This is a genomic window from Pseudomonas sp. 43(2021) (genome assembly GCF_017490805.1).
Taxonomy (GTDB): domain Bacteria; phylum Pseudomonadota; class Gammaproteobacteria; order Pseudomonadales; family Pseudomonadaceae; genus Aquipseudomonas.
Genome location: NZ_JAFGYJ010000028.1, coordinates 59389 through 71318 on the forward strand (window position 1 = coordinate 59389; position 11930 = coordinate 71318).

At 63.0% G+C, this 11930-nt stretch carries 9 protein-coding genes; 3 read left to right on the forward strand and 6 right to left on the reverse strand.

Translation table 11 applies throughout. The features are described 5' to 3' along the window. Positions 1–22: 22 nt before the first annotated feature. The 5 genes from pcaF to pcaR all read right to left on the reverse strand — a co-directional run bounded on the left by pcaF (position 23) and on the right by pcaR (position 5664). The gene (pcaF, locus tag J5M71_RS21820; RefSeq protein ID WP_207836767.1) at positions 23–1228 is read right to left on the reverse strand and encodes a 3-oxoadipyl-CoA thiolase; all 1206 of its coding nucleotides are present in this window, start codon (positions 1226–1228) and stop codon (positions 23–25) included. Further along, positions 1225–2004: a CoA-transferase subunit beta gene (locus J5M71_RS21825; protein WP_063913238.1), complete on the reverse strand. Its 780-nt coding sequence runs from the start codon at positions 2002–2004 to the stop codon at positions 1225–1227. Before J5M71_RS21825 ends, pcaF begins: the two co-directional genes overlap by 4 nt. Continuing rightward, positions 2001–2861 (reverse strand): CoA transferase subunit A, encoded by an 861-nt coding sequence (locus J5M71_RS21830; protein WP_015271654.1) that lies wholly within the window; start codon positions 2859–2861, stop codon positions 2001–2003. Before J5M71_RS21830 ends, J5M71_RS21825 begins: the two co-directional genes overlap by 4 nt. Positions 2862–3100: 239 nt before the next feature. After that, the gene (locus J5M71_RS21835; RefSeq protein WP_207836748.1) at positions 3101–4447 is read right to left on the reverse strand and encodes an MFS transporter; all 1347 of its coding nucleotides are present in this window, start codon (positions 4445–4447) and stop codon (positions 3101–3103) included. Positions 4448–4773: 326 nt separating this feature from the next. Then, complete coding sequence (gene pcaR, locus J5M71_RS21840; protein WP_063913240.1) at positions 4774–5664, reverse strand: pca regulon transcriptional regulator PcaR; 891 nt, start codon at positions 5662–5664, stop codon at positions 4774–4776. A 488-nt stretch (positions 5665–6152) separates the two neighbouring features. Here pcaR and J5M71_RS21845 point away from each other — a divergent pair, with 488 nt between their 5' ends. Together J5M71_RS21845 and J5M71_RS21850 are read left to right on the forward strand one after the other, a co-directional pair. Next, the gene (locus tag J5M71_RS21845) at positions 6153–6353 is read left to right on the forward strand and encodes a hypothetical protein (protein WP_063913241.1); all 201 of its coding nucleotides are present in this window, start codon (positions 6153–6155) and stop codon (positions 6351–6353) included. A gap of 312 nt (positions 6354–6665) precedes the next feature. Further along, positions 6666–8138, forward strand: coding sequence for an inorganic phosphate transporter (locus J5M71_RS21850; protein ID WP_085590382.1), 1473 nt, complete (start codon positions 6666–6668; stop codon positions 8136–8138). Positions 8139–8294: 156 nt separating this feature from the next. On the opposite strand, the gene J5M71_RS21855 is transcribed toward J5M71_RS21850, so the two are convergent. Next, the gene (locus J5M71_RS21855; protein ID WP_207836750.1) at positions 8295–9770 is read right to left on the reverse strand and encodes a helicase HerA-like domain-containing protein; all 1476 of its coding nucleotides are present in this window, start codon (positions 9768–9770) and stop codon (positions 8295–8297) included. 169 nt (positions 9771–9939) lie between these two features. Here J5M71_RS21855 and J5M71_RS21860 point away from each other — a divergent pair, with 169 nt between their 5' ends. Continuing rightward, entirely contained in the window at positions 9940–11814 is a 1875-nt protein-coding gene (locus J5M71_RS21860; protein WP_207836752.1) for a methyl-accepting chemotaxis protein, read from the forward strand. Positions 11815–11930 lie beyond the last annotated feature (116 nt).

Genomic DNA, 11930 nt, shown 5'->3' on the forward strand with positions numbered 1-11930 from the left:
CCCGCGAAGAGGCCGGTACAGGTCAAACCCGCTCGATGGCCAGCGCCAAACCTTGGCCGACACCCACACACATGGTCGCCAGGCCCTTGCGCCCACCACTCTTCTCCAGCTGGTGAAGCGCGGTCAGCACCAGACGCGCACCGCTCATGCCCAGCGGATGGCCCAAGGCGATGGCACCGCCGTTAGGGTTCACCTGCGGCGCATCGTCGGCCACACCCAGCTCGCGCAGCACCGCCAAACCTTGGCTGGCAAAGGCTTCGTTGAGCTCGATCACATCGAAATCATTCACCGCCATACCCAGGCGCTCGGTCAGCTTGCGCACCGCCGGCACCGGGCCAATACCCATCACCCGCGGTGCAACACCGGCACTGGCCATGCCCAGTACTCGGGCACGTGGGGTCAGGCCGTGCTTCTTCACCGCCTCGGCCGAAGCCAGGATCAGCGCCGCAGCACCGTCGTTAACGCCCGAGGCATTGCCAGCGGTGACGGTCTTGTCCGGGCCGTTGACCGGCTTGAGCCTGGTCAGGGCTTCCAGTGTGGTTTCCGGGCGCAGGTGCTCGTCATGCTCGACGATGGTCTCGCCTTTCTTGTGCGCGATACGCACCGGCACGATCTCTTCGGCGAAGAAGCCGGCGGCCTGGGCGGCAGCTGCCTTCTGCTGGCTGCGCAGGGCGAAAGCGTCCTGGTCAGCGCGCGAAACCTGGTAATCGTCGGCCACGTTGTCGGCAGTTTCCGGCATGGAGTGCACACCATACTGGCTCTTCATCAGCGGGTTGATGAAACGCCAGCCGATGGTGGTGTCTTCAAGCTTCATGTTGCGCGAATAGCCGCTTTCGGCCTTGCCCATGACGAACGGGGCACGCGACATCGACTCGACGCCGCCGGCAATCGCCAGTTCCATTTCGCCGCTGGCAATGGCGCGGAAGGCAGTGCCAACGGCATCCATGCCCGACGCGCACAAGCGGTTCAGGGTAACGCCCGGGATGCTCTCCGGCAGGCCGGCCAGCAGCAGCGCCATGCGCGCCACGTTGCGGTTGTCTTCACCGGCCTGGTTGGCGCAGCCGAAGAACACTTCGTCAACCTGATCCCACTGCACGCCGGGGTTGCGCTCGATCAGCGCCTTCAGCGGCACGGCGGCCAGGTCGTCGGCCCGCACGCCGGCCAGGGCGCCGCCGAAGCGGCCGATCGGGGTGCGGATGGCGTCACAGATGAATACGTCGCGCATCAGGCTTCTCCTGCCACCTGGCCATGGGCCACGGCGGTGCGGGCTTCGAGGTCACGCAGGGCGGACAGCTCGACTTCGGTAGGTTCGGCAGTGGTCTGCACATCATCGGCAAAGCGGATCGCCCAGCCAGTGGCAGCGATGATCTGCTCACGGGTCACGCCCGGGTGGATGGCGGTGACGACGAATTCATGGGTGCCGGCTTCCGGCTCCATGATGCACAGGTCGGTGATGATGCCGACCGGGCCATCGCCTGGCAGGCCAAGGCGTTTGCGCGAGTCGCCACCTTCACCGTGGCCAACCGAGGTGATGAAGTCCAGCTTGTCGACGAAGGCACGCGGCGACTGCTTGAGGATGATCAGCACCTGCTTGGCGGAACCGGCGATTTCCGGTGCGCCACCGGCACCCGGCAGGCGGGTTTTCGGGGCGTGGTAGTCACCGACCACGGTAGTGTTGATGTTGCCGAAGCGGTCGACCTGGGCGGCGCCAAGGAAGCCGACGTCGATGCGACCACCTTGCAGCCAATAGCGGAAGATCTCGCCGGTCGGCACCACGGTGTCAGCGGTTTCGGCCAGCTCGCCGTCACCGATCGACAGCGGCAGCACGCTTGGCTTGGCGCCGATCGGGCCGGATTCGTAGATCAGCACCACGTCAGGCGACGAGGTCAGGCGCGCCAGGTTGGCAGCCTTGGACGGCAGGCCGATGCCGACGAAGCACACAGCACCGTTGCGCAGGCGACGGGCTGCGGCGACGGTCATCATTTCGGAAGTGGAGTAGCTCATTGTGCGGCCTCCGCAGTGCTGGCCAGCTTGGCCTTGAATTCGTTGAAATCGGCAGTGCCACGGATGTAGGTGTCGATCCAGGCGGTGAACGATTCACGGCTACGCGCGATCGGGTCCCAAGCCTGGTAGAAGCGGTTGTCACGCTCGTAGTAGCCGTGGGCATAGGACGGGTGCGCACCACCCGGTACCAGGCATACCGCGCTCAGCGCCCAGGTCGGCAGCACGCAGGCGTTCATCGGGGCCTGCAGATCGTCGACGATTTCCTCGACGGTGACGATGCAGCGCTTGGCGGCCAGGGCGGCCTCCTTCTGCACACCGAGGATGCCCCACAGCAGCACGTTGCCTTTGCGGTCGGCCTTTTGCGCGTGGATCACGGTCACGTCCGGGCGTACCGAGGGCACGGCTGCCAGCACTTCACCAGTGAACGGGCAGGTGACGCTCTTGATCAGCGGGTTGACCTTCGGCAGGTCGGAGCCGGCGTAGGCACGCAGCACGGCGAACGGCAGGCCCGAAGCACCGGCGACATAGGCGTTGGCCAGGTCGGCGTGGCTGTGCTCTTCGATTTCGATGGCGTGTGGCCACTGCTTCTCGACGGCATCACGCAGGCGGTGCAGCGAACCGACACCCGGGTTACCACCCCAGGAGAAGATCAGCTTGCTGGCGCAACCGGCGCCGATCAGCTGGTCGTAGATCAGGTCCGGAGTCATGCGCACCAGGGTCAGGTCGCGCTTGCCCTGACGGATGATCTCGTGGCCGGCGGCTGTCGGGATCAGGTGAGTGAAACCTTCGAGGGCGACGGTATCGCCATCCTGGATGAACTGCTTCACGGCTTCGTGAAGCGGGAGAATTGCAGCCATTTGGAGACTCCTGGTCAGGGTGCTTCGGTAAGCTCAGATTAAGGAGACTCATGGGCGGCTTACAATCCGATAATCGACTATTCGTGCGATTATCGAACCAATTATTGCATCCCTACCTATCTCCCCTGGCTGCCCGTACTGACCTCATCGCCGGCAAGCCAGCTCACACAGGTACGGCACCGGCCCGGGGCCTGATGCATTCCTGTGTGAGCTGGCTTGCCGGCGATGAGGCCATTGCGTCAGGTCGCGTCAGCGTGGCTCACCAGCCCTTTCACGATCACACCCACGGTCGCCAGCCCCGCCGGCACCAGCAATGCCGTGAGCACCTGTTCGAAGGTCCAGCCCAGCCCCAGCAGCGTCGCACCACTCCAGGCGCCGAGAATCGCCCCGAAGCGGCCAATACCCAGCATCCACGATACGCCCGTGGCGCGGCTCTGGGTCGGATAGAAGCGCGCCGCCAGCGACGGCATCGCCGACTGGGCGCCGTTCACGCACATGCCGGCAACCAGCACCAGCGTGGCCAATACGGTGATATTGCCCAGGCTCTGCCCCACGGCGTAGGCGAAGACCCCGGCCAGCAGGTAGAAAATGCCGATCACCTTGTGCGGATTGAAGCGGTCCATGGCCCAGCCCACGCCGACGGCACTCAGCACGCCACCGAACTGGAACAGTGCGCCGATGAAGGCAGCCTGCTCCATGCTCGCACCGCTGTCGCGCATCAAGGTTGGCAGCCAGCTGGTCAGCAGATAGACGATCACCAGGCCCATGAAGTAGGTCAACCACAGCAGCATGGTGCCCATGCCGTAGGTGCCGGAGAAAATCAGCGCAAACACGTTGCGCGCGGCCACCGCCTTCTGTTCCGGCACGCTGAAGCTGCCCGCCTCGGCCACCACCTGTGGCGCGATGGGCGACAAGGTCTTGCGCACCTTGTCGGTGCCCCGGTTGCGCACCACCAGGAACCGCGCCGACTCCGGCAACCACACCATCAGCACCAGCGCCAACAGCAACGGCAGCACGCCACCGATCACCAGCAGGCTGTGCCAACCGTAGGCAGGGATCATCTTGGCGGAAATGAAACCACCACCGGCCATACCCAGGTTGAAGCCACAGAACATGCTGGTCACCAGCAGCGACTTGAGGCGCTCGGGGGTGTATTCAGACAACAGCGTGGTGGCGTTGGGCATGCCTGCGCCAAGGCCCAGGCCGGTCAGGAAGCGCAATACCAGCAACTGGTCGACGTTGGTGGCGAAGGCCGAGGCCAGGCTGAAGCCGCCGAACACCAGTACCGCGCCCACCAGCACGCCCTTGCGGCCAAAGCGGTCGGCCAACGGGCCGGAGCCGAGGGCACCGAACACCATGCCGATCAATGCAGCACTCATGACCGGGCCGAGGCTGGCGCGGTCAATCCCCCACTCCTGCGACAGGGCCGGGGCGATGAAGCCCATGGCGGCGGTGTCCAGGCCATCGAGGAAGACGATCAGGAAGCACAACAGCACCACCCGCCACTGGTAGCGGGACAGCGGCTGCTGATTGATGAACGACTGGACGTCTAGGCTTTTGCCGACGTTGGTTTGCGCTTGGTTCATTATTGTTATCCAGAATGAGGGGCACAGCCAGGCCACTGCACACGATCAAACGGTACAGAGGACAATGGTTTGGGGGGAATGGAGCCGGCGTCAGCCTGGATACAACGGTACTGCGCACGGGTGCGGCCGCGGCAGCGAGGGGACAGTATTCATGGTAAGTGCCTCTTATGTTTTTCTTGTTCGGTCGGCATAGCCGACTGCGGAGACATTAATCAGCGGGCGGTGGAGGCGCAATTGACTGCGAACGACACTGTGCGTTTATCGCACAGGAAACGGTTTTGCCTGTTCCAGATTTGAAAGGGGGCACTTTGCGGCCCCCTGCAGGCTCAGCCAAACAGCTGATGGCAAAGGTCCCGGCTAGCCGCCAGCAAAATCGGCAGGAACCGCTGCTCCAGCTCACTGCGCGTCACCCGCCCGACATGGGTACTCACATTCAACGCAGCCAACACCTGCCCCGAGGCGTCATACACCGGCACGGCAATCGAGCGCAGCCCCTGCTCCAGCTCCTGGTCCACCACGCACCAGCCCTGGGCACGCACCTGCTGGATACAGGCGAACAGCGACTCGGGGTCATGCAAGGTACGGCTGGTTCGCGCCTTCAGGTCGGCACGTTCCAGGTATTCACGCAGGCTGGTGTCATCCATGGCCGCCAACAGAATGCGCCCCATCGATGTGCAATAGGCCGGCAGGCGCCCGCCCACCGACAGGTCGACCGAGATCAGCCGCTCCACCGTGGCCGAACGGGCTATATAAAGAATGTCGTCACCTTCGAGCGTGGCCATGTTGGCCGCCTCGTGCAGCTGATCGCTGATGCGGTCCAGGTAAGGCTGGGCAGAAATCGCCAGCGGCGTCGACGACAGGTACGCATGCCCCAGCGTCAGCACTTTGGGCAACAGCGAATAGGTGCGCCCGTCGGTGGTGGCGTAACCCAGCTTGATCAGCGTGTGCAGGCAACGGCGCACCGCCGCCCGGGGGATTTCGGTGCGGTGGCTGATCTGGGCGATGGTCAGGTGGCGCTTGCGTTCCTGGAAGGCCTGGATCACAGCCAGGCCACGCGCCAGGGAGGTCATGAAGTCCGGGTCGCCGGTAAAGGCCTGGATGCGTTTGGCCGGGGAAGCCACGATCGGCGGTGCCAGGGCTGCCGAGGCAGATCGTGCCTGCTCTGGATTGGCCGACTCTGGATTGACGGAATCGTTGACCAGGGTTTCGTCACTCATCGCACACCTCAAAAAAACGCCCACTCGTGCGATTATCGAACAAACGGCCGATAATCGCAATTGACCGCTGACACTTTTACTTATACCTTTCTCCTGCCACTTGTGGCTTCTTTGGAGAGACTGGTCAGGTACCCACCGTAGAAGTCCCCAGGCAACGGCCTCGCCTTTTGGCGAGGCCGTTTTTCATTACCCTCCCGGTCAACGGACCCGCTACTGCATTGCAGCGAACTTTTGTCCGTCTTGCCTTTCAAACTTGCACGAAAGGCCCAAACTGTTGTCGGACGCATCCCGTTACTTGCGTCAGGTGATGTAAGGGTTGGGTAAACAACGATGTTCGACGCAATATCGGTTGCTATAATCGATTGCGCAGGCCTCGACGATGCCGTGGTAACGGAACCTTCCGCTGTATCAAGCCGTTGCGGCCAGCAAGGCATGTGCACGCGGTACAACGCACAACAACACTCATCGAACTTGATTCAGGTACTACTGTGACGAAAGATGAACTGCGCGCGGAACTCGAGCGCCAGGCGGAGCGTTACAAGGATGTTTACGGTGGTGAAGTCACCACTTACGCCGCACAACCGGACCCGGAACGCAAACCTTGGCGCAAGCGTGCCAGCGTGCGCGACCAGGCCTTCAGCCAGGAACTGGAACGTATGGAAAAGGAACTGCGCAGCGACAATCCCTGACTCACGGGACCACGCCAGCGCGTCGCCGCCCGGCCAGCCGGGCGCGGTCGATCTTTACTGTCAGGCCGAAGATGAAATGGAATCACACAAATTTCATACGAGCGTTTGAATAGTAGGGAAGCGGCTTTTTCTCCATCATTTTGCCGGTTTTAGCCAGATTTCGCGATTTTTCGCAGACATTTCCCTGCCTGCACGCCCTGACATGCACATCGTGCTCACGTCAGGAAGATTGCCGTCGGTCTGTCGCAGATGCATCGATTGCCAACGTTTTCTGGCATAATCCCGCCCCCCTAAGACCGCCAGACAACCTTCATGATCGAATTATTCAGCGGACTGGATGCCTGGGTGTTGGTGAGCCTGCTGCTCGCCTTGACCTTCGTACTCGCCTTCGAGTTCATCAATGGCTTTCATGACACCGCCAATGCGGTAGCTACCGTCATCTATACCAAAGCCATGCCGCCGCACCTCGCCGTGTTCTTCTCCGGCGTGTTCAACTTCCTTGGCGTTCTGCTCGGCGGTGTCGGGGTGGCCTATGCCATCGTGCACCTGCTGCCGGTAGAGCTGCTGATCAATGTGAACACCGGACACGGCCTGGCCATGGTCTTCTCGCTGCTGGCTGCGGCCATCACCTGGAACCTGGGCACCTGGTACTTCGGTATCCCCGCCTCCAGCTCGCACACGCTGATCGGCTCCATCCTCGGTGTCGGCCTGGCCAATGCCCTGATCAACGACATCCCGCTGGGCGACGGTGTCAACTGGCAGAAGGCGATCGACATCGCCATGTCGCTGGTGGTCTCGCCCATGGCCGGCTTCGCCGTTGCAGCACTGGTGCTGATCGGCCTGAAGTGGTGGCGCCCGCTGTCGAAGATGCACAAGACCCCCGAGCAGCGCCGCAAGCTCGACGACAAGAAGCACCCGCCGTTCTGGAACCGCCTGGTACTGGTGGTTTCGGCCATGGGCGTGAGCTTCGTGCACGGCTCCAACGACGGCCAGAAAGGCATCGGCCTGATCATGCTGGTGCTGATCGGTATCGTCCCGGCCAAGTTCGTCCTCGACCTGAACAGCACCACCTACCAGATCGAGCGTACCCGCGACGCCACCCTGCACATGAGCCAGTTCTACCAGCGCAACGCCGCCACCCTGGGCGAGTTCCTGGCACTGGGCAAGGCCAAGTCCAGCGACCTGCCGGAGCAGTTCAGCTGCAACCCGCAGCAGACCGAGCCGACCATTGCCGCGCTGCAGTCCTCGCTGCAAGGCGTTACCGACTACCACAGCCTGAGTGCCGACAAGCGTGTCGAAGTGCGTCGCTACCTGCTGTGCCTGGACGACACGGCGAAGAAGGTCGGCAAGCTGCCGGGCCTGGAAGCCCGTGAAAAGGCCGACCTGGAAAAACTGCGCAAAGACCTGACCGCCACCACCGAGTACGCCCCGTTCTGGGTGATCGTGGCCGTCGCCCTGGCCCTGGGCCTGGGTACCATGGTCGGCTGGAAGCGCGTGGTACTGACCGTTGGCGAGAAGATCGGCAAGCAGGGCATGACCTATGCCCAGGGCATGTCGGCGCAGATCACCGCGGCTTGCGCCATCGGCATGGCCAACATCTTCGCCCTGCCGGTATCGACCACCCACGTGCTGTCGTCCGGCGTGGCCGGTACCATGGTTGCCAACAAGAGCGGCCTGCAAGGCGGCACCGTGAAGACCATCCTGCTGGCCTGGGTACTGACCCTGCCTGCGTCGATGGGCCTGGCGGCCGGCCTGTTCTGGCTGGCGTCCAAAGCCATTGGCTGAGTGATACGGTTCTGAAAGAGGCGGCCTTCGGGTCGCCTTTTTTCTGTAGCGGCCCCTTCGCGGGCAAACCCGCTCCCACAGCTCATGCACAGCTCTTGATATCTGTGGAGAACCTGTGGGAGCGGGTTTACCCGCGAAGAGGCCGCTACAGGCAACCTACCTTTTCTTGCCCCCCAGCAACGACCCCATCAAGCCCCGCACCAACTGGCGCCCCAACTGGTTGGCCGCCTGGCGCACCGCCGACTTGATCGCCTGCCCCGCCGCACTCTGCAAGAACTCACCGGCCTTGTCGGCAAAGCTCTCCTCATCCGCCTTGGGTTGCGGCGCCGGCTCCACCGGTTCGCCCTTGCGCTGGGTCAGCATCTCATAGGCCGACTCACGATCCACCGGCTTGTCATAACGCCCCGCCAGCGGCGAAGCGGCAATCAGCGCACTCCGCTCAGCCCCGCTCAACGGCCCGATACGCGACTGCGGTGGTGCAATCAGTACCCGTTGCACCATCGCAGGCGTGCCCTTCTCTTCCAGCGTCCCCACCAGCGCCTCGCCAATCCCCAGCTCGGTCAGCACCGCCAGGGTGTCGAACGCTGGGTTGGGGCGGAAGCCATCGGCCACCGCCCGCAGCGACTTCTGCTCTTTGGCGGTAAATGCCCGCAAGCCATGCTGAATGCGCAAGCCCAACTGGGCCAGCACCGCATCCGGCAAGTCCCCCGGCGACTGGGTGACGAAGTACACCCCCACGCCCTTGGAGCGGATCAGCCGCACCACCTGTTCCAGGCGATCCTGCAATGCCTTGGGCGTATCGTTGAACAGCAAGTGCGCTTCATCGAAGAACAACGCCAGTACCGGCTTGTCGGCATCGCCGCGCTCGGGCAACTGCTCGAACAACTCGGCCAGCAGCCACAACAGGAAGGTCGCGTACACCTTGGGCGCCTCGTGCACCAACCGGCTCGCGTCCAGCAGGTGGATACGCCCACGGCCGTCCGGGTCTGGCCGCAAGAGGTCCTCGAGCTGCAAGCCAGGTTCACCGAACAGCGCCTCGGCGCCCTGCTGCTCCAGGGTAGCCAGCCGGCGCAACAGGGCCTGGGTGGAGGCCGTGGTCATCAGCGCACTGTCTTCGCCCAGCAGTTGCGGGTTGTCCTTCAGGTGCGCGAGCAGCGCCTTGAGGTCCTTGAGGTCGAGCAGCAGCAGGCCTTCGCGGTCGGCCACCTTGAACGCCGCATACAGCGCCGCCTGTTGACTGTCGGTCAGCTCCAGCAAGTTGCCCAGCAGCAGCGGCCCCATTTCACTGAGGGTGGTGCGCAGCGGGTGGCCGGACTGGCCCGCAATGTCCCACAGGCTCACCGGGTAAGCCTGCGGCCTGTGCCCTAGCCAGGGCATGCCGGCGATACGCTCGGCTACCTTGCCCTGCGGCGCACCAGCAGCGCCCAGGCCGCACAGGTCGCCTTTGACATCGGCGGCGAACACGGCCACCCCCGCATCACTGAACGCTTCCGCCAGATGCTGCAGGGTGACGGTCTTGCCAGTACCCGTCGCACCCGCCACCAGGCCATGGCGGTTGGCCAGCCTCATCGCTTGCCCAACTGGCTGGCCATCCGGGCCAGCGCCTACAACGATGGTCGAAAATTCCGACATCTCTTTAATCCTCTGCTCAAGCTTTGCCTTAATTCGGCCGATACCTGTGGGTGATATTCGCCTTAATAGAGAGGGACAACCGAAAAGGGACTTTTCGGGATGTTGCACTGCATTGTGACTCCACGGGTGCAAACGCCTGATATAAAACCTTAGCGGAACCGATTACGCCATGAACAAAAGCCTTCGTTTCAGCCACAAGATTCTTTTGGCCGCATCACTGATCGTGATACTCGCCTTCAGCCTGTTCACGCTCTACAACGATTACCTCCAGCGTAATGCGATCCGCGAGGACCTGGAAAACTATCTGGCTGAAATGGGCGCCTCCACTTCAACCAACATCCGCAACCTGTTCGAAGGCCGTATCAAGCTGGTGGAAAACCTGGCACAGAACATTGCCCAGGACCCGACAAACGCCGAAACCCTGTTGGGCCAGAATGCACTGATCTCAAGCTTTCTCACGGTATACGTGGGCAAGGTCGACGGCGGCTTCAGCGTGCGCCCGGACACGAAGATGCCCGACGGCTACGACCCACGCACCCGCCCCTGGTACAAGGACGGCATGAACGCCGCCGGTGCGATCCTGACCGAGCCGTACATCGACATGGCCACCAACAAGATGGTCATCGGCATCATCGACAAAGTGTCCAGTGGTGTCGGTGTGGTCGGTGGCGACCTGGCCCTGGACGGCCTGGTGCAGATCATCAACTCGCTGAACTTCGGCGGCATGGGCTACGCCTTCCTGGTCAACGACCAGGGCAAGATACTGGTGCACCCGGACAAAGACCTGGTGATGAAGTCGCTGTCGGACCTGTTCCCGCAGCACACGCCGAAACTGACCGGTGAGCTGACCGAAGTGCAGAGCGAAGGCCAGGCCCGCCTGCTGACCTTCACTCCGATCAGCGGCCTGCCGTCGGCCAACTGGTACATCGGCCTGTCGGTGGACAAGGACAAGGCCTTCTCGATGCTCAGCACCTTCCGCACCTCGGCGGTGATCGCCACGCTGGTAGCGGTGGTGATCATCATCGGCCTGCTCGGCCTGCTGATCCGCGTGCTGATGCAGCCGCTGCACACCATGACCCGCGCCATGGAAGACATCGCCGAAGGTGAAGGCGACCTGACCAAGCGCCTGCGCATCCACAACCACGACGAATTCGGCATCCTGGGCAGCGCCTTCAACCGTTTCGTCGAGCGTATCCACAACTCGATCCGCGAAGTGTCCTCGGCCACCGAACAGGTCAACGAAGTGGCCCTGCGGGTCATCAGTGCCTCGAACTCGTCGATGACCAACTCCGACGAGCAGTCCAACCGCACCAACAGCGTAGCCGCCGCCATCAACGAACTGGGCGCCGCCGCCCAGGAAATTGCCGGCAACGCCGCCCAGGCTTCGCAGCACGCCAGCTCGGCGCGGTTGCTGGCCGAGGAAGGGCAACAGGTGGTGGAGCGCAACATTGCGGCGATGAACCGCCTGTCCGACCTGATCGTCACCTCCAGTGCGCACATCGAGACGCTGAACAGCAAGACCGTCAACATCGGCCAGATCCTCGAAGTGATCACCAGCATTTCCCAGCAGACCAACCTGCTGGCGCTGAACGCGGCCATCGAAGCGGCCCGTGCCGGTGAAGCCGGGCGTGGTTTTGCCGTGGTCGCCGATGAAGTACGCAACCTGGCGCACCGCACCCAGGAGTCAGCGCAGCAGGTGCAGACCATGATCGAAGAACTGCAGGTTGGCGCCCGCGAGTCGGTCGAAACCATGGACCAGAGCCAGCGCCACAGCCAGGACAGCATGCAGATCGCCAACCAGGCCGGTGAGCGGCTGGACAGCGTTACCGTACGTATCGGCGAGATCGACGGCATGAACCAGTCGGTGGCCACCGCCACCGAAGAGCAGACCGCCGTGGTCGAGGCGATCAACATGGATATCAACGAGATCAACATGCTCAACCAGGAAGGCGTGGAAAACCTGCAGGCCACCCTGCGCGCCTGCTCCGACCTGGAGCAGCAGGCCGGCCGCCTGAAGCATCTGGTGGGCAGCTTCCGCATCTGATCACACACCGCGTCGCCCGCTTCCACAGCAACTGCACAGCCCCTGAGGCCTGTGTAATTCCCGTGGGAGCGGGCAAGCCCGCGAAGAAGCCCACACCGCTCCCACGGGAATTACAC

Coding starts and splice junctions, on each gene's coding strand:
- J5M71_RS21825 (WP_063913238.1), bottom strand. CDS start 2,004: ATGAGCTACTCCACTTCCGAAATGATGACCGTCGCCGCAGCCCGTCGC.
- J5M71_RS21830 (WP_015271654.1), bottom strand. CDS start 2,861: ATGGCTGCAATTCTCCCGCTTCACGAAGCCGTGAAGCAGTTCATCCAG.
- J5M71_RS21835 (WP_207836748.1), bottom strand. CDS start 4,447: ATGAACCAAGCGCAAACCAACGTCGGCAAAAGCCTAGACGTCCAGTCG.
- pcaR (WP_063913240.1), bottom strand. CDS start 5,664: ATGAGTGACGAAACCCTGGTCAACGATTCCGTCAATCCAGAGTCGGCC.
- J5M71_RS21850 (WP_085590382.1), top strand. CDS start 6,666: ATGATCGAATTATTCAGCGGACTGGATGCCTGGGTGTTGGTGAGCCTG.
- J5M71_RS21855 (WP_207836750.1), bottom strand. CDS start 9,770: ATGTCGGAATTTTCGACCATCGTTGTAGGCGCTGGCCCGGATGGCCAG.
- J5M71_RS21860 (WP_207836752.1), top strand. CDS start 9,940: ATGAACAAAAGCCTTCGTTTCAGCCACAAGATTCTTTTGGCCGCATCA.